The sequence below is a fragment of the Vibrio sp. 10N.286.49.C3 genome (assembly GCF_041469545.1).
In the GTDB taxonomy this organism is placed as follows: Bacteria; Pseudomonadota; Gammaproteobacteria; order Enterobacterales; family Vibrionaceae; genus Vibrio; species Vibrio tasmaniensis_A.
In genome coordinates this window covers 268,625-285,174 of record NZ_JBFRKT010000009.1, presented here as the reverse complement: position 1 = coordinate 285,174, position 16,550 = coordinate 268,625, and the positions used below count along the sequence as shown (strand labels likewise).

At 43.1% G+C, this 16,550-nt stretch carries 18 protein-coding genes and 1 pseudogene; 12 read left to right on the top strand and 7 right to left on the bottom strand.

Annotation, left to right across the window (positions count from 1 at the left end):
• Positions 1-396 precede the first annotated feature (396 nt).
• The 3 genes from AB4180_RS05850 to AB4180_RS05840 all read left to right on the top strand — a co-directional run bounded on the left by AB4180_RS05850 (position 397) and on the right by AB4180_RS05840 (position 1,752).
• Positions 397-540 carry a hypothetical protein gene (locus tag AB4180_RS05850; RefSeq protein ID WP_153189405.1) on the top strand — a complete coding sequence of 48 codons (144 nt, stop codon included), beginning with the start codon at positions 397-399 and terminating at the stop codon, positions 538-540.
• A gap of 403 nt (positions 541-943) precedes the next feature.
• Positions 944-1,297, top strand: a complete 354-nt coding sequence (locus tag AB4180_RS05845) for a hypothetical protein (RefSeq protein ID WP_133151480.1) — start codon at positions 944-946, stop codon at positions 1,295-1,297.
• Positions 1,298-1,314: 17 nt separating this feature from the next.
• The gene (locus AB4180_RS05840; protein WP_102249070.1) at positions 1,315-1,752 is read left to right on the top strand and encodes a hypothetical protein; all 438 of its coding nucleotides are present in this window, start codon (positions 1,315-1,317) and stop codon (positions 1,750-1,752) included.
• 1,141 nt (positions 1,753-2,893) lie between these two features.
• Here AB4180_RS05840 and AB4180_RS05835 read toward each other — a convergent pair.
• The gene (locus AB4180_RS05835; protein WP_102249071.1) at positions 2,894-3,112 is read right to left on the bottom strand and encodes a hypothetical protein; all 219 of its coding nucleotides are present in this window, start codon (positions 3,110-3,112) and stop codon (positions 2,894-2,896) included.
• A 230-nt stretch (positions 3,113-3,342) separates the two neighbouring features.
• Between AB4180_RS05835 and AB4180_RS05830 the strand changes: the two genes are divergently transcribed.
• A complete protein-coding gene (locus AB4180_RS05830) occupies positions 3,343-4,017 on the top strand; it encodes a hypothetical protein (RefSeq protein ID WP_102249072.1) in 675 nt (224 codons plus the stop codon).
• Positions 4,018-4,368: 351 nt separating this feature from the next.
• Positions 4,369-4,506: pseudogene (locus AB4180_RS05825) on the top strand (hypothetical protein); the annotation flags it as partial.
• A gap of 158 nt (positions 4,507-4,664) precedes the next feature.
• Here AB4180_RS05825 and AB4180_RS05820 read toward each other — a convergent pair.
• On the bottom strand, positions 4,665-5,741 hold the full coding sequence (locus AB4180_RS05820; RefSeq protein ID WP_009847379.1) for an AI-2E family transporter: 1,077 nt from the start codon (positions 5,739-5,741) through the stop codon (positions 4,665-4,667).
• Complete coding sequence (locus tag AB4180_RS05815) at positions 5,734-5,973, bottom strand: sulfurtransferase TusA family protein (protein WP_012604576.1); 240 nt, start codon at positions 5,971-5,973, stop codon at positions 5,734-5,736. Before AB4180_RS05815 ends, AB4180_RS05820 begins: the two co-directional genes overlap by 8 nt.
• Before the next feature lie 178 nt (positions 5,974-6,151).
• On the opposite strand from AB4180_RS05815, the gene AB4180_RS05810 reads away from it, so the two are divergent.
• The 4 genes from AB4180_RS05810 (at position 6,152) to AB4180_RS05795 (ending at position 9,114) form a co-directional block, all read left to right on the top strand.
• The gene (locus tag AB4180_RS05810) at positions 6,152-7,606 is read left to right on the top strand and encodes a M48 family metallopeptidase (RefSeq protein WP_009847382.1); all 1,455 of its coding nucleotides are present in this window, start codon (positions 6,152-6,154) and stop codon (positions 7,604-7,606) included.
• A 123-nt stretch (positions 7,607-7,729) separates the two neighbouring features.
• Positions 7,730-8,080 carry an arsenate reductase (glutaredoxin) gene (gene arsC, locus AB4180_RS05805; RefSeq protein ID WP_009847383.1) on the top strand — a complete coding sequence of 117 codons (351 nt, stop codon included), beginning with the start codon at positions 7,730-7,732 and terminating at the stop codon, positions 8,078-8,080.
• A 6-nt stretch (positions 8,081-8,086) separates the two neighbouring features.
• Positions 8,087-8,680: an NAD(P)H:quinone oxidoreductase gene (wrbA, locus tag AB4180_RS05800; RefSeq protein ID WP_102249074.1), complete on the top strand. Its 594-nt coding sequence runs from the start codon at positions 8,087-8,089 to the stop codon at positions 8,678-8,680.
• Positions 8,677-9,114, top strand: a complete 438-nt coding sequence (locus AB4180_RS05795; protein ID WP_009847385.1) for a DUF2069 domain-containing protein — start codon at positions 8,677-8,679, stop codon at positions 9,112-9,114. The genes wrbA and AB4180_RS05795 overlap by 4 nt, the downstream gene beginning before the upstream one ends.
• A gap of 119 nt (positions 9,115-9,233) precedes the next feature.
• On the opposite strand, the gene AB4180_RS05790 is transcribed toward AB4180_RS05795, so the two are convergent.
• Positions 9,234-10,490, bottom strand: a complete 1,257-nt coding sequence (locus AB4180_RS05790; RefSeq protein ID WP_102249075.1) for a DUF2066 domain-containing protein — start codon at positions 10,488-10,490, stop codon at positions 9,234-9,236.
• A gap of 277 nt (positions 10,491-10,767) precedes the next feature.
• On the opposite strand from AB4180_RS05790, the gene AB4180_RS05785 reads away from it, so the two are divergent.
• Positions 10,768-12,006, top strand: a complete 1,239-nt coding sequence (locus AB4180_RS05785; protein WP_017100802.1) for a uracil-xanthine permease family protein — start codon at positions 10,768-10,770, stop codon at positions 12,004-12,006.
• A gap of 160 nt (positions 12,007-12,166) precedes the next feature.
• Here AB4180_RS05785 and upp read toward each other — a convergent pair whose 3' ends face one another.
• A complete protein-coding gene (upp, locus tag AB4180_RS05780) occupies positions 12,167-12,793 on the bottom strand; it encodes a uracil phosphoribosyltransferase (RefSeq protein WP_009847387.1) in 627 nt (208 codons plus the stop codon).
• A 169-nt stretch (positions 12,794-12,962) separates the two neighbouring features.
• Here upp and purM point away from each other — a divergent pair, with 169 nt between their 5' ends.
• Positions 12,963-14,003, top strand: a complete 1,041-nt coding sequence (purM, locus tag AB4180_RS05775) for a phosphoribosylformylglycinamidine cyclo-ligase (protein ID WP_008222945.1) — start codon at positions 12,963-12,965, stop codon at positions 14,001-14,003.
• A 132-nt stretch (positions 14,004-14,135) separates the two neighbouring features.
• A complete protein-coding gene (purN, locus tag AB4180_RS05770) occupies positions 14,136-14,810 on the top strand; it encodes a phosphoribosylglycinamide formyltransferase (RefSeq protein WP_102249076.1) in 675 nt (224 codons plus the stop codon).
• Positions 14,811-14,945: 135 nt separating this feature from the next.
• On the opposite strand, the gene AB4180_RS05765 is transcribed toward purN, so the two are convergent.
• Entirely contained in the window at positions 14,946-15,791 is an 846-nt protein-coding gene (locus AB4180_RS05765) for a class II glutamine amidotransferase (RefSeq protein WP_009847389.1), read from the bottom strand.
• A 67-nt stretch (positions 15,792-15,858) separates the two neighbouring features.
• Positions 15,859-16,434 (bottom strand): D-sedoheptulose 7-phosphate isomerase, encoded by a 576-nt coding sequence (gene lpcA, locus AB4180_RS05760; RefSeq protein WP_009847390.1) that lies wholly within the window; start codon positions 16,432-16,434, stop codon positions 15,859-15,861.
• Positions 16,435-16,550: the final 116 nt, after the last annotated feature.

The following is a 16,550-nucleotide window of genomic DNA, read 5'->3' as shown; positions in this document are numbered from 1 at the left end:
GAATCGCTTGGTGATCACACCTTGCTGATTAGGCGGCGTAACACGAAGCTGCCCCTTTATGCGTTAGACCCTTTACTCATTCATATCTTGTTAATGCGACTTTGCCTTACTAAAAGTTATCTTAAGTTGTGAACCCGAAAGTACGTGTAGTAGTTTGCGCTACATGAAGAGCTTTATACCAGTTAACTCACTTTTTGTGATTCTTAGCTTTTTTGCTTTGCAAATCAGTTGCTATTCAATTAAGTTCACCTTCAAGTGTTGGCGCGTTGTAACGAGCTTAACCATTTGAGAACGTGCCACTTTCGTACAGTCCAACAAGGAGGTTTTCACCAACTTACTGAAATTCACCCTCTGGTGATTGTGTTGGCAGCTGCCATACAAGCATCAGGAGCTAATATGGTAGAAATGTCATTTCTGTTGAGTGTCGCTATTACGTTTGACCCAACATTGACGCTACAAACCGCAACCGCATTGGTTACGTTAGTAGGCAAGGGAGCATTCGCTTACTACTGGCTGAGAAAGATTATCAAGGACGCATAATCATTTTCACTCAAGAAAACTAAATTCGCCCTTAACGGGTTCCAGTAAACACAGTTTGTGAAACTGGCTATATAAAAAATATAAACAAATTAGTAGCGGCTTATCCTCCGTGATAGTGAGTTTGCCGCTCATCCAAGAAACTACCTTCCAGCATCGATCTAGCTGTCGTGTCTAGCTCAATTCTACTCCATTGTTTGATAACCCAATAAATCAACAACCATCTAATAATAAAAAATTGACCTAGATTTTCTTATGGATTAACTAATCTAACGTCTATGGGAGAGGCCAATTTTGATGACCCATTACATTGTAAAAGTATCAACATTAGAGTTGGCTTAGCTCAGCCCTTTATATTTGTGCTAAGGTATTGAACTAGTGGGATATTACTAAATGGGGAATGGCGATGCGAACGGACAGATACAATGCGACAACCAAACATGGCAAACAGACTGCCATGGATCTCAATGGTTTTCTTGATTCTCACAAGCCTTATTTTGAAAGGGGTTTGATTCCCGATTTGGATTTCATAAGTCATCAAGCCGAAAATCACACGGGCATTGAGGTTGTGAGCGTTGATCATCATATAAATAATGAATACACATTGACCTATAGGTTTGATTGGAGCGTTTATAATGGCTGCTCTGATATGGATGAGAGTGGCACTATTGAAGCGAATATCTCGTTCACGGTACATACCGATAGAATTGAGTTTGATTTATCCGCAGTCGCATCAAGATCCACAATGGACGAGCTTTAAATAGCTAGGAGATAATCTTGCAAAATATCGATATGTTCAATCTGACGGTCTCCGAGATATTAGGTCAGTGCTACAAAAATTTTCCAAGTGAAACGGACTTTGACTATAGAAAGGTTGCTCATCAAGTATCTCAATACTATGACAAATCGGACTATCAAGAAAATTGCGCCATGCTTGAGGGTATCTGCCGAGATACCATGAGTTGGCTGCATCAGGCTGACTATCTTTGGACTAGGTTTCCTGTTCGCTCTGAACGTGCCACCATGAACGCAACTGGGATCAGGCTGTCTCCTAAAGGTCTTGAAGCCTTGAGTTCAATGCCTGACTCTTTGACGCAGAAAAAGCCTGTTGGAGACATCTTGCAAGGGGGAGTAAAAGAGACGGGGAAGATGGCTGCATTGGAGGCGGTTAAATTTATTCTCAGTGAAGGTGTAAAAATATACAGTCAACCATGACCTCTGGTGACTTCGGCTAGCTTTTCGAAAGTCATTTGTTGTCGAGTTTAAGAGTTAACAAATGACTATGACCATCGACTAATTTGAATGACCATTTTGGGATGTTTTTTGAAACTCATCTATTTCCAGAACCTTGATGACTTGAATTTTTACCCTTGGCATCTTCTGGCTCGAAAGTGCCCCAAAGTGAGCCAGAGAGGGATTGAACTCAGTTTGAAACCCTGCAACTTGCCTTACTTTTCCTCATACCTAGAGTTCCAACAATGTAGCTAAATGTTCTAATCCACAACAGACTAACCTTCAATCACACTCACGCACGAATATGTTGTTCAACCACCTCTAAGCTATTGAATAATTGAGAACTAAAGGGAAGTTTTGATTGATAACATGCCTTGAATTGGAAGCAATATGTGCTTGCACGGTTTTCAACTAGAAATTAGATTTAAACTTAATTATATGCATAATTTTCAGTTGGTTAGATAGGGTTCTTGAGATATGCTGAATACATAAATTCGAGCTGGCACGATATTAAAATGTTAGTTTGCTAAGTGCAGAAATGAGTTTTAAGGTTAAAGCTTGGTTCTGCGCTCTAGCTAAACTCCTGTTCATTCTCCGAAATTTGTCATCGAAATTATCATCTCGCGTGGGCTGCTTTCCGGCTCAGTGATTATGCGTTTCCTGTGTTTTTATCGTTTACTCGGTTCTCTTTTGTAATGATCTTTTGCGCTTCTTCTTTGGTGTTGAAATTGTGGGGTAATCGCGCACTCGGTTTTCAAGTTTTTCGTATGAATCCTTTCTTATTTGAGGTGCGTTGAACCGTAGGTTTTTAACTCATGCTGCTTCTTAGCCAAGTGCGTTTTGTTGGTGGGGTTTGAGTTTTGAACTGTTCGGTTTACTTATGCGCTCGAATTCATTAGTTTGGTAACCAATTCAACACCTTGGCACTCAGCCTTTGGCTTGGTCACAGTAGGCAAACTAACAAATTGCTCAAATGGACTTCTAACGCTTGGCAGTTTTGGTTCCAATCGGTTTTGTGTTTAAGGTGCGTTGCTTTAGATTAGGTGTTCGTTATCAGCCACTTAGCAAGGCGTTATGTAAAAGCAGGGCTCGACTGAGAGTATATCTCAGCCGGGCTATCTAACTAGTCATCCTTCTCAGGGTGAGTCAGGATTAATTTATAGTCTTCATCGATTTCGACTTTTTTGTAATGTTCGAAATGTTCAGGAAGAACGTCCAGTACTTTTTCTATGCGTGCTTCTTCTGGCAAGCGGTAAGTGGTAACAGTTAGTCCTGCTCGATAGTCATCTGTAATTGCTAGCTTGATGCTATCTAGCATGTCTTTCAGGTCTTGGTTATCCATGATTTGGAGTACTCCTTTGAGTGTACAGTGTATGATTTTTTGAATGGTATAATGTTAGGCTATATTTAGCAATGTGCTGTTTTACATAACAAATTTTTCAAGAGAGATTCGCAATGCGTGGCATTTTTTCTATGCGTTGATTTAGGTGTCTAAGGTGGTATGCGGTGGCATTGGTATTGCGTTACTCACCCCTTAACAAGGTGTTATATGCTAGAAAGGAATCGGAGATTATGTCTAACAAAAAGAAGTATAGAAAACTGTTTGAAGCAGGAAACCCAGACTCACCTAAACTCAAAGCTGCATTTGAGCAAGTGTCAGACATACGTAAGTTTGAAATAGAATTATACTGGAAACGAGCAACGTATTTTTGGGCTTTAATTGCTGTCGCATTTGCTGGTTACTTTGCGGTACTAGGAGCTGAGTTTATAGAGCATAAATATTTTCTATCTATGGTTATTGCAAGTATAGGGATAGTATTCACATATGCGTGGCACCTTGCGAACAGAGGAAGTAAGTACTGGCAAGAGAACTGGGAAAATCATATGGATTTCCTTGAGGATGAAATTACAGGACCTTTATATAAAACGTTACTTGAAAGACCTGACCTCGACACGTTTGTTGAAAGGCATATATTGGGACCTAAGAGTATATCTGTCTCGAAAATTAACCAATGGGTTAGTGTTTACGTTTTAGCCTCTTGGTTTGTTCTCCAACTATTCTCAACCTATAAGTCACTAATGCCTTATGAACTATGCGACAACAAAATAATAGTTACGGTACACATCGTTATTTGGGTCATGACTTTCGTTGGTATGTATCTAGTTTGTGGAAAAGCAGATACTCACAAAGAAAAACAAACACCAAATATGAGGAGTAGAAAAGTAGGCATCAACGATCGCATATAACAAGCATTTAAGGTTTCAAGATACTTTTTCTAATCAGGCAGAAGCTTGTTAGTGCAATAGTTCTAGCACGTTTTTGTCCAAAAGTGAGTTACAGGTGTGATCACCAAGCGTGTGATCACCAAGCGATTCTGTCATATATACTAGTGGCTCCACGTCATAGCTTGCCTAAGATTTTTATGACAGGCTTCACTTGGAAAATCGGTAAATAGAGCCAAATTTACAAAAAATTATGACAACTGCTATATTTGTAGTTGAGCAAGAGAAATTTTTAACCTAACCCACTATTAAAGAAAGATTTTTAATAAAATTGTCAAAGTTGTCGTCTTAGATTATTTCCAAGGGTAATTCGATATGGGCAAAGTGTACGATGGTCTGCACCGTATTAGCTTTCTAATTGATGAAGAAGGTCAGATTGAACACGTCTTCAACAAGTTCAAAACCAAGACTCACCACGAAGTGGTTTTAGATTACTTCAACCCAGAAACTTAATGTCGATTTTAGTGAGTTGATTCTCTAAATTCGCACCTAGCGAATCTTAATACGCTACTCACTACTAAGCCAAATGCAAAAAGGCCGAATATCATGGATATTCGGCCTTTTTGTACTTATTAAAATTGATAGCGCGTTCAAATTGATAGCGCGTTCAATTACGATTGATGTTCGGGATCATCATCGAGAGCATGGCTCGGTAAGGCATTCCAAACCGCTTTCACCAACGTGGCTAGAGGGATCGCAAAGAACACGCCCCAGAACCCCCACAGTCCGCCAAACACCAACACCGCTACAATAATCGCTACTGGGTGTAGGTTCACTGCTTCAGAGAACAGAACAGGAACGAGCACGTTACCATCTAACGCTTGGATAATACCGTAAGCGAGAAGCAACCAATAAAACTGAGGTTCTAAGCCCCACTGGAACAGGCCAACAATCGCGACTGGAACGGTCACAGCCGCCGCGCCGATATAAGGAATCAATACCGAGAAGCCGACCGCGACAGCCAGCAGTGCTGAATAACGTAAATCCAGAATCGCAAAGGTTACGTAGCTGACACCACCGACGATCAAAATCTCAAGCACCTTACCGCGAATGTAATTTGAGATTTGTTGGTTCATCTCTACCCAAACCTTGGTCGCTAGACGACGGTTCTTAGGCAGAACACCACTAGCCATACTGATCATCTCTTCTTTGTCTTTCAAAAGGAAGAAAATCAGCAGCGGCACAAGAATCAGGTAAACCGCAAGCGTCGCCAAACTAACAAGAGAAGCTAAAGAGCCCTTCACAACGCTTTCGCCAAAGCCTAATGCTTTGTTTTTCGCATTAGACACAATCGATTCAACGATCTGCAGGTTTGCTAGTTCAGGGTAACGCTCAGGAATGGTTGCGATGAACTTCTGTAAGCCACCATACATGCTTGGAATATCATTGATAAGGTTACCTACCTGTTCCCAAATCGTTGGTACTAGACCAAACAGCGCAAGTAACATCACGCTAAAGAACATTAAAATCACCAACATCACTGATGGGGTTCTTGGAACACCGAGTCTTTGAAGTTGAGTAACCGGCCACTCAAGCAGATAAGCCAAAACAATAGCCACCAAAAGTGGGGCAATGAGGTGACCAAAGAAGTAGATCGTAATAAAGCCGAAGAGAATGATGGCAACCAAGCTGACAGCATGGGGATCAGAGAAACGTCGTTTATACCAACGATTGACCATTTCAAGCATTTGACTGCAATTCCTTTTTAGTGACGAGGAGATGATGGTAATTAGAGCAAACCTCTACGATGACGTCATAGGCTTGCTTTGACAAAAAAGTAACAATATCTTTCATCGAGCTGTTATCAGAGACATAAATTGACAATGATTGCCCTACTTCTAACTTTACACTGTGACGCTTGGCTAATAATAGTGCCATTGGACAGCGCTCTTGGCGTAAATCTAGAATATTAGGTGTCATTCTTTAGCTCGATGCTTATTATAAGGGTCGTATTGTAATCTGTTTTTGAAAACGCGCCATCATTCATTCATCTTCCTTCATGATAGCGCACGCACTTGGTAAAGGTTACATCAGATAGAGAACCAATTTGCATTGCACTTGTCTTACTGTCAGAAGAAACGGAGTATTACTGACTAATATGTTTAAACGCGCTCGCTCAATTGCTTGCTTATGCATCGCAGCTACATTAAGCACTCCAACGTTGGCAAATACCAATGGTTTGGAGCTACCCGATATCGGCACCGCGGCAGGCGGCACACTCACTATCGACCAAGAACTTATCTATGGTGATGCTTACATGCGCATCATCAGAAGCAGCCAGCCTATCGTAAACGACCCGGTTCTAAACCAATACATTGACACGCTTGGCCATCGCCTTGTCGCGAACGCGAATGATGTAAAGACACCTTTCCAGTTCTTTATGATCCGTGACCGAAATATCAACGCTTTTGCTTTTTTTGGTGGTTATGTTGCTTTGCACTCAGGTTTGTTCTTGCATGCACAGTCTGAAAGTGAACTCGCTTCCGTATTGGCGCACGAAATCGCGCACGTTACTCAGCGTCACTTAGCACGTAGTATGGAAGATCAAGCACGCCGCTCTCCTGCAACCATCGCAGCACTGGCCGCTTCTGTATTATTAGCGATTGCAGCACCAGAAGCCGGTATCGCAGCCATCACTGCAACAACTGCTGGTAACATGCAAAGCCAAATAAACTACACCCGAAGTAATGAAAAAGAAGCCGACCGCTTTGGCATCAACACGCTTGCAAAAGCAGGGTTCGATGTAAACGCTATGCCACGTTTCTTTGGCCGCTTAGCTGATGAATACCGCTATGCAAGCACACCGCCACCAATGCTATTAACTCACCCGTTGCCTGAAGACCGAATCACAGATTCACGCGCTCGTGCTCGTAGCTATACCCCACTAAAACTGGCTCCGTCATTGGATTACCATTTAGCAAGAGCCCGTATTGTTGCGCGCTATGCTGGTATCAATAATGATGCAGCTCTTGATTGGTTTGAGCGAAAGCTGAAGAAAGCCCCCAAAGCCTTGGTTCCATCATTAGAGTATGGACAAGCACTAGTTTACCTAGATTCAAAAAAACTAGATAAAGCAGAACCGATTCTGACCAAGCTGATGAATAGCGACCCAACCAACTTGTTCTATCTAGATGCTATTTCAGATCTGCACATTGAACAGAAAAAGCCTGAGATTGCGATTAAAGAACTTAAGTCAGCACTTGAGCGTCAACCAAACAACTCAGTTCTAACCATAAACTACGCCAATGCACTGATCGAAAATGAAGACCTACAGGAAGCCGTTCGCGTGTTGCAACGTTACACGCACGATAACCCGAACGACACCAATGGGTGGTACCTGCTTTCAAAGGCAAATACAAACCTTGGCAACAGCGATGAAGAACTGTCTGCTAGGGCAGAGATTTTGGCACTGCAAGCCAACTGGAACAAAGCGATTCAGTACTACACGCAGGCGAGCCAAATCGCAGAACTAGGCAGCCTAAAACAAGCACGTTATGACGCTCGAATTGATCAACTAATGATACAGCGCGAACGCTTCTTATCGTTGCAATAAGTATAATGACTGGTAGCGAAAATCGTTGCCAAAATACAAAGAAAGCTCAACGTTACACAATAAGAAGCCACTCAGTTGGCTTCGACTGAACGATTAAATCAAAAATAATAATGAGGAAGAACCATGTCTGTCGTGATTTATCATAACCCACGCTGCTCAAAGAGCCGTCAAACTCTCGAACTGCTTGAAGCAAACGGCGTACAACCAGAGGTGATCAAATACCTAGATGCGCCTTTGACTGTTGAACAGCTGAAAGTGCTTTTCACTCAGCTTGGTTTTGAGAGTGTTCGCGACATGATGCGTACCAAAGAAGCGGATTACAAAGAAGCGAACCTTGGTGACGCATCAGTGACTGATGAAGATCTTTTCGCTGCAATGGCAACGAATCCAAAACTGTTTGAACGTCCAGTGGTTGTCGCGAACAACAAAGCAAAAATTGGTCGTCCACCAGAACAAGTACTAGAGATTCTGTAATCCAATATGAGCATCAACATTCTTGTTCTCTACTATAGTCGACACGGCAACACCCAAGCGCTAGCAAGGCAAATCGCTCGAGGGGTGGAATCCATCCCGAACTGCGAAGCCATGCTAAGAACGGTGAACAACGTGTATACGGTAGAAGAGCAGCCGGATTCGCGCTATCAACCAACAGATCCTATTGCGACCTTACAAGATCTCCGTTCTTGCGATGGTTTAGCACTCGGCAGCCCAGTATGGTTTGGCAATATGGCTGGGCCAATGAAGCACTTTTGGGATAGCACTACATCGTTATGGATTAATGGCGATCTCATCGATAAACCAGCTTGTGTATTTACTTCCTCTTCATCACTACATGGTGGTCAAGAGACGACACAGCAAAGCATGATGCTGCCTCTACTTCATCATGGCATGTTAGTCGTGGGCATCCCCTATTCAGAACCTGCGCTGCACACCACTCAAACCGGTGGCACACCTTACGGTGCAAGCAGCACTGGAGAGAGCGCTTCATTAAGCAAAGAAGAAATTGAGTTGGCGAAAAGCCTAGGCAAACGCGTAGCGCGCATCGCTATTAACCAGAAGGGAATGCCTCAATGATGTATATGTCAGAGAGACCGATGTCTCCCAAAACCAAGCTATTTCGCTACCTTGCTTTAACGGGCAATTTGTCGCTTTTATTCTGGGTGGTTGCTTGGCAGATGACACTTTCACCGCACCCTCACCTCAGTAATGTAACACTGGCGATTGCTTGGGCTATACCGCTGTTACTACCATTACCGGGAATATTATCGGGCAAACCTTATACGCATGCTTGGGCGAATTTCGTCTTAATGCTCTACTTCCTACACGCGTTAACTATTATGTATGTAGACGGTGGAGAGCGCTTGTTAGCCGCTGTAGAACTGCTTTTGACGACTCTAGGCTTCGCAGGCAATATATTATTTACCCGTTTTAGAGCCAAAGAGTTAGGCATCAAGTTGAAGCGCCTTTCCGAAGTAGAAAAGAAAGAGAAAGCTAAGTTTGAACAATAATATTGGTTCGATGCTCTAGATCTGACATGACAACAGATAAACAAAAAGCCCTGCGAGATTTCTCTTGCAGGGCTTTTTTCATGATTTCATATCGATCTGTCTGTCATGTCGGTAGACGATTACGAGCGAACCCATTCGTATACCAAGCTTGGCTTAGCGTTTACTGGCGCTGTGACTGGTAGCGCTTCCTCATCAGATTCACCTAGCGTCACCTCAGCATTTGTTAGCTCAGCATCTGTAGATAACTCACTGCCTTTAATCACTTGAACGCTTGGCGTAGTTTCATTGCCCATCGCATCAGTAACAACAGCAGAGTCATCGCCTACAGACATAATGTTATCTTGCGCTTCAAATTCTGGGCTCACTTCAGGTTCGATATAAGACTCTTCAACCTTCGCGACTTGGCGAATGCTTTCAACTTCTTGTTCAAACTCTTGTTGGGTCGATAACAAATGAATTCGGAACGTCACTTCATTGTTTTGAATTTGTAGAATATCTAAGCTTGCCACCGAGTTTAGACGCTTCAGTGCATTCTCCAATTGGAAGAAGTCTTGAGCATTATTCAAACTGATAAACTGAGTTAAAATCGACTCTGATGATTCACTTGCTACAACAACAGCACTTTTGCCTGCGTAGTAGTTACTGATTTGATCAACCAATTTCTTAGAAGTCGTCGCACTGTTACCCGATACCGAACCACTTACCGGTGATGTTGGTGCGCTCGTCAGCTGGTTTGGTTTTTGATCATACAAAGTCCAGCGTAATCCAGAAGACTGTGCCTTAATCACCAAAACAGCATCAACAGGGTAACGTTGACTCGCGTTGCCAATCGGTGTGACAAAGCTGCCCCACAAATCCGAGGTGGCCACTCCCGTAACATCATCAAAATCACCAACAGGAAACATCAAAGGCAAACCGCGCTCTTTTGCATTGGCTTGTAAGCCTACAGCTAACAGTGAGTTGGAGTGTTCCCAGACAATGTTCTTGTCGTAGTTACTCTCTTCTACCAGCCAAACAAGAATATTTGAGCGAGTATCAGGCCAATACGGTAATTGCGCTTGAGTCAGTAGTGAACGAATTTGAGCACCGTTAAAACGCATACGCAATGTTGATTGGTCATTGCTTTCGCCAAAACTCATTTGAGACATGTACTGCGCACTCTTACGCATCGCCTTTTGAATCGTCTCATTCGACGCGACATCAGTTTGGCCAGTCGCACGTATCAATACCTGCTCCATGCCAGTATTTCTTGCCACTTGTTCTGGTTGTTTGTCTTCAGCGTTAATCGCAACTTCAGCACTAAAGATATCTACTTGAGTTAAGGCATAACTCGGAGAGGCTAATAGTCCCATCAACAACAATGCTATGTAGCGCATATTGATCCTAATATTCAAAGCTTGTGCCTTGATGATAAGCAACTATGGATTGAGGGGCAAGGTCGTTAGCACCCACTGTGTTTAATAACCACAAAATATCACCTGACCATGATAAATCGTTCACTTGTAAACTGAATTTTTCTTATTTTGATAGAGATAAACATAACTAATATAAATAAATTTGATCTATCTGACATAGCAACCGATTGCCAAGTGATAGAATCCCGCGAATTTTATTTTTCGCTTTTCATATAACGACCATTTTTAAGGACATAACATGAAAAATGCTCTGCAAGGTGCGCAAATGCTATTTGTCGCTTTTGGTGCACTTGTACTGGTGCCCCTGCTGACAGGCCTTGATCCCAACGTAGCGCTCTTTGGGGCAGGTATCGGTACCCTTTTATTCCAACTTATTACACGCCGTTCAGTACCTATTTTCCTTGCGTCTTCTTTTGCATTCATCGCACCTATCATGTTTGGCATTCAAACTTGGGGTGTAGGTGCAACCATGGGCGGCCTTATGGCAGCAGGTGTTGTGTATGTATTAATGGGTGCCTTAATTAAGGTACGTGGTGTAGCCTTTATCCACAAACTGCTTCCACCAGTCGTAGTTGGCCCTGTAATCATGGTGATCGGCTTAGGTCTTGCGCCTGTTGCGGTAAACATGGCGCTAGGTAAAACAGGCGATGGTGCGGTTCAGCTTATAGATGCAGACGCAGCATTATGGATTTCATCTATTTCATTGTTAGTAACGATTGTCATCAGTGTTTTCTCGAAAGGCTTTCTTAAACTGCTGCCGATCTTCGGCGGTATTGTTGCGGGTTATATTACGAGCTTAGTATATGGTGTCGTTGATTTTACCCCTGTCGCTCAGGCTGCTTGGTTAGCTCTACCTAACTTCACAGCGCCAGAGTTCAACATCAACGCTATCTTCTTTATGGTATTTGTAGCAATTGCACCTGCTGTTGAACACGTAGGCGACATGCTTGCTATTTCGAATGTAACCGGTAAAGACTACCTTAAGAAGCCAGGTTTACACCGCACAATAACTGGTGACGGCGTGGCAACGATTGCTGCTTCTATGTTGGGTGCTCCACCAAATACAACCTACAGTGAAGTAACGGGGGCTGTAATGCTGACCAAAGCATTCAATCCAGTGATCATGACTTGGGCAGCAGTAACAGCGATTGTTCTAGCATTAGTAGGTAAGCTAGGCGCACTACTTCAAACGATTCCAGTTCCTGTTATGGGCGGCATCATGATTCTTCTGTTTGGTTCTATCGCAACCGTAGGCTTGAATACTCTAATTCAGAACAAAGTCGACCTACACAAATCACGCAACCTTGTGATTGTCGGCATTACTTTGGTCTTCGGTATTGGCGGCATGGCATTTGGCATCGGCGACTTTAGCCTACAAGGCGTAAGCTTATGCGGTATCGTTGCTATTCTACTGAACCTAGTCCTTCCTGAAGAGCTAGGCGACAACACCGTAGTAGACAAAGCCCAAATCGACTAACTGCAAGTCAACAAACTGTAGAGACTTGTGATCCTCAATTAAGAGCATCACAAGCAAGCAAGATCAAAAAAGGGAGAGCATCGAATGCTCTCCCTTTTTATTAATACGGCTAATTCAGCGAGTTAAGAAACGGTTTAGCGTAACTTAAGCTGAAACCGAATTACTTAGTACCGAAGATCTTATCACCAGCATCACCAAGACCAGGAACAATGTAGCCCTTGTCGTTTAGCTTCTCATCGATTGCAGCAGTGTAAAGCTCAACATCTGGGTGCGCTTTTTCTAGTGCAGCGATACCTTCAGGGGCAGCAACAAGTACCAGTACTTTAAATACTTTACAGCCTTGCTCTTTTAGAAGGTCAAGAGTTGCAATCATAGAACCGCCAGTTGCTAACATTGGATCAACCACTAGAGCAATACGCTCATCAATGTTAGATGCTAGCTTGTTGAAGTATGGTACAGGCTCTAATGTTTCTTCGTCACGGTAGATACCCACGACACTGATTCGAGCACTTGGCATATGCTCTAAAACACCATCCATCATGCCTAGACCTGCACGTAGGATTGGCACTACTGTTACCTTTTTACCTTTAATTTGGTCAACTTCTACTGGGCCGTTCCAACCATCAATAGTTACACGTTCAGTTTCAAAGTCTGATGTCGCTTCGTATGTTAGAAGGCTACCCACTTCTGTCGCTAGCTCACGAAAACGCTTAGTACTAATGTCACCTTCACGCATCAGGCCAATTTTATGTTTTACTAGCGGGTGTTTCACTTCAACAACTTTCATTTCCAACTCCGGCAATATTTAAACAAACCTGTAGATTATACACGAACTGTGGGGTTATTTCAGAATCTTTATTCTAATAAAAAAAACCGCGCAAACGTTTGCTCTTCGTAATCAAGCCCTGTTAGAATAGCGCCGTTTTCACATCCAACTTAAGTTCGAGGACTATCCCGTGAGTGGTAATACTTCTTCTCTAAGCTACAAAGACGCTGGTGTTGATATCGATGCAGGTAATGCACTAGTAGACCGTATTAAAGGTGCTGTTAAACGCACTCGTCGCCCTGAAGTAATGGGCGGTATTGGTGGCTTTGGCGCCCTATGTGAACTTCCAACGAAATACAAAGAGCCGGTACTTGTTTCAGGTACTGATGGTGTTGGTACTAAACTTCGCCTTGCTTTGGATCTGAAAAAACACGACACCATTGGTATCGACCTAGTGGCAATGTGTGTGAACGACTTAATCGTTCAAGGTGGTGAGCCGCTATTCTTCCTAGACTACTACGCAACAGGTAAGCTAGATGTAGATACAGCAGCAGATGTTGTTTCTGGTATTGCTGAAGGCTGTGTTCAAGCAGGTTGTGCACTGATCGGCGGTGAAACGGCTGAAATGCCAGGTATGTACGAAGGCGACGACTACGATGTAGCCGGCTTCTGTGTTGGTGTCGTAGAAAAAGCTGACATCATCGACGGCACTAAAGTAGCTGCAGGCGACGCACTTATCGCTGTTGGCTCAAGTGGTCCACACTCAAATGGTTACTCTTTGATTCGTAAAGTTCTAGAAGTTTCTGGAGCTGATAAGAGTGAAGAGCTAGAAGGTCGCACTATCGGTGAACACCTACTAGAACCGACTAAGATTTACATCAAATCGGCACTTAAGATGATTGCAGAGCATGACATTCATGCTATCTCGCACATCACAGGTGGTGGTTTCTGGGAAAACATCCCACGCGTACTTCCTGAAGGTACTAAAGCAGTGATTGATGGCAAGAGCTGGGAATGGCCTGCTATCTTCAACTGGCTACAAGAGAAAGGTAACGTGGAGACATTTGAAATGTACCGCACTTTCAACTGTGGTGTAGGCCTAGTTGTTGCTCTACCTAAAGATCAAGCAGACGCAGCTGTTGAACTGCTGAAAGCCGAAGGCGAAAACGCTTGGGTTATCGGTGAGATCGCAAACGCTGAAGCTGGCGAAGAGCAAGTTGAAATCAAATAAGTGATACATTCGCTTATTTAGTTAATAGATGAGGACCTAATGGTCCTCATTTTGCTATTTAGCCCGCAGAAAACCTTAGTTTATGTAGGTAAATTGTAAGCACCCCTGTTAATCAATCGTATGACCCACTCTATGAAAAACAATCTCTCAAATAAAACCAGTATCTCTAGTAAAAACATCGTTGTGTTAGTTTCAGGAAGCGGAAGTAACTTGCAAGCAATTTTGGACGCCTGCGATAGCAATATGATTGATGCTTCAGTTAAAGCTGTCTTCTCAAACAAAGCAGAGGCTTTTGGTCTAGAGAGAGCAAAATCAGCAGGTGTTGACGCACATTCTGTGAACCCAAAAAACTATGGTTCACGTGAAGAGTTCGATCATGAATTGATGATTCAGATCGATGCTTACCAACCCGATTTAATCGTACTTGCGGGATACATGCGTATCTTGAGTTCAGAATTTGTTCGTCACTATGCCGGTAAAATGGTCAATATCCACCCTTCCCTGTTACCTAAATACCCAGGCCTACACACCCACCAGCGTGCCATTGATGCACAAGATAAAGAGCACGGCACAAGCGTCCACTTTGTTACCGAAGAACTTGATGGTGGCCCTGTAATCTTGCAAGCCAAGGTGCCGGTATTTGAAGATGATGATGCTGACATGTTAGCAAGCCGAGTACTGACTCAAGAGCACTGTATTTACCCGATGGTTTGTAAATGGTTTGCTGAAGATCGTTTATCGATGGTAAACGGGAAGGCTGTCTTAGACGGTGAAACATTAAGTACACACGGTTACGCAGAAGAGTAATTAATAAGGTTGTTCTCCCAGAGTAAATCACGGAAGAATAAGCCTTAAAAAACAGAAAACAAAAAGGCCGCTCACTGACTTATTAGTACAGTAAGCGGCCTTTTTTAATCAGGACAAATAATAGTATCGACTAGATTAGCTCAATGGTTCAGTAGGCGCTTGGCTTGCCACCTTCTTCGGAGCATAAGCGACATCTTCCAACGCTTGGTGGTTGTTGCCGATCAGCTCACCAAAATGAAACAGTGCGTACTCACCCGGTTTCATTCTAAACCACTCTTCATTATCTGTTAGAGGCTGAGTTGCGACGACGGTTACCACATCGTTGGGCGTAGTTTCTTCTTGGAAGTTAATCTCAACATCTTCATCAATCAGGCTCGCGTTACCAAAAGGAGCGCGTCTTGTTATCCAGTATAAATGGTTCGTACAATAGTTCATCACGTACTCACCGTCACTGAGCAACATATTGAAAACACCTTTCTCTCGTAACTGGTCACAGCACTCAGCGACAAAGCGAAACATACCTTCCATATCTTGAGGAGGTTCAGGAAAACGGTCTTCAAGTTGTTTCAACAACCAACAGAAAGAGAGTTCGCTGTCCGTCTCACCGACAGGTCTGAATCGACCACTAATCAGATCATCATAATCCGTTAGTTGACCATTGTGAGCAAAGGTCCAGTATCGTCCCCAAAGCTCACGAGTAAAAGGGTGAGTATTTTCTAGATTAACACCACCACGATTGGCTTGACGGATATGACTGACAACAGCTTGGCTCTTAATTGGGTAGTTTTGAACCAACTCAGCGATCTTTGATTCACAACTAGGATTAGGGTCTTTAAATGTACGAAAACCCTTTCCCTCATAGAAAGTAATACCCCAGCCATCACGATGTGGACCAGTGTTGCCTCCACGCTGCATAAGGCCAGTAAAGCTAAAACAAATATCAGTTGGCACATTCGCGCTCATACCGAGCAATTCACACATGGTTTAATCTACTCCCTATTTAAACCAATGGAGCCACAAACCTAGGCTCCAAATATCTGTAAAACTATTATTCCATTTCTTTTTCAACAAGCTGAATCACAATGTGGATGATCTTAATGTGAATCTCTTGGATGCGATCAGCGTAGCCAAAGTGCGGGACTCGGATTTCGATATCAGCACAACCTGCCATTTTACCGCCATCTTTACCGGTCAGCGCAATGGTTTTCATCCCTTTAGCTTGAGCAGCTTCAATCGCTTTTAGGATGTTGCCAGAGTTACCTGAAGTCGACAAACCAAACAACACATCGCCTTTACGACCCACGGCTTCTACATAACGAGAAAATACGTGGTCGTAGCCAAAGTCGTTACTCACGCAAGACAGATGACTCGGATCTGAAATCGCAATACCAGCAAAGCCTGGACGATTTTCACGGTATCGGCCTGTTAGCTCTTCCGCGAAATGCATTGCATCACAGTGTGAACCACCGTTACCACAAGAAAGCACTTTGCCTTCTTGCTTGAATGAATCTGCAATCATTTTTGCAGCAGCTTCAATTTGAGCAATGTTATGGTCATCACTCAAGAACTTGTTCAGAACGTCAGCAGCTTCGTTCAATTCACTTTTGATTAGGTCTTGGTACATTTGGCTTATCTCTTATGTTTTTTGACGCAACTTAAAGTGCGTGAAATGAGAATTGAGGGTTTTCCCCTCTTTATAACTGAGTTTACCCACAAACATGAAATAGTGTCGACACTTAA

Bases quoted from the DNA above. Each gene is read 5' to 3' on its own strand.
- AB4180_RS05850 (WP_153189405.1), top strand. From the start codon at position 397: ATGGTAGAAATGTCATTTCTGTTGAGTGTCGCTATTACGTTTGACCCA.
- AB4180_RS05845 (WP_133151480.1), top strand. From the start codon at position 944: ATGCGAACGGACAGATACAATGCGACAACCAAACATGGCAAACAGACT.
- AB4180_RS05835 (WP_102249071.1), bottom strand. From the start codon at position 3,112: ATGGATAACCAAGACCTGAAAGACATGCTAGATAGCATCAAGCTAGCA.
- AB4180_RS05830 (WP_102249072.1), top strand. From the start codon at position 3,343: ATGTCTAACAAAAAGAAGTATAGAAAACTGTTTGAAGCAGGAAACCCA.
- AB4180_RS05820 (WP_009847379.1), bottom strand. From the start codon at position 5,741: ATGCTTGAAATGGTCAATCGTTGGTATAAACGACGTTTCTCTGATCCC.
- AB4180_RS05815 (WP_012604576.1), bottom strand. From the start codon at position 5,973: ATGACACCTAATATTCTAGATTTACGCCAAGAGCGCTGTCCAATGGCA.
- AB4180_RS05810 (WP_009847382.1), top strand. From the start codon at position 6,152: ATGTTTAAACGCGCTCGCTCAATTGCTTGCTTATGCATCGCAGCTACA.
- arsC (WP_009847383.1), top strand. From the start codon at position 7,730: ATGTCTGTCGTGATTTATCATAACCCACGCTGCTCAAAGAGCCGTCAA.
- wrbA (WP_102249074.1), top strand. From the start codon at position 8,087: ATGAGCATCAACATTCTTGTTCTCTACTATAGTCGACACGGCAACACC.
- AB4180_RS05795 (WP_009847385.1), top strand. From the start codon at position 8,677: ATGATGTATATGTCAGAGAGACCGATGTCTCCCAAAACCAAGCTATTT.
- AB4180_RS05790 (WP_102249075.1), bottom strand. From the start codon at position 10,490: ATGCGCTACATAGCATTGTTGTTGATGGGACTATTAGCCTCTCCGAGT.
- AB4180_RS05785 (WP_017100802.1), top strand. From the start codon at position 10,768: ATGAAAAATGCTCTGCAAGGTGCGCAAATGCTATTTGTCGCTTTTGGT.
- upp (WP_009847387.1), bottom strand. From the start codon at position 12,793: ATGAAAGTTGTTGAAGTGAAACACCCGCTAGTAAAACATAAAATTGGC.
- purN (WP_102249076.1), top strand. From the start codon at position 14,136: ATGAAAAACAATCTCTCAAATAAAACCAGTATCTCTAGTAAAAACATC.
- AB4180_RS05765 (WP_009847389.1), bottom strand. From the start codon at position 15,791: ATGTGTGAATTGCTCGGTATGAGCGCGAATGTGCCAACTGATATTTGT.
- lpcA (WP_009847390.1), bottom strand. From the start codon at position 16,434: ATGTACCAAGACCTAATCAAAAGTGAATTGAACGAAGCTGCTGACGTT.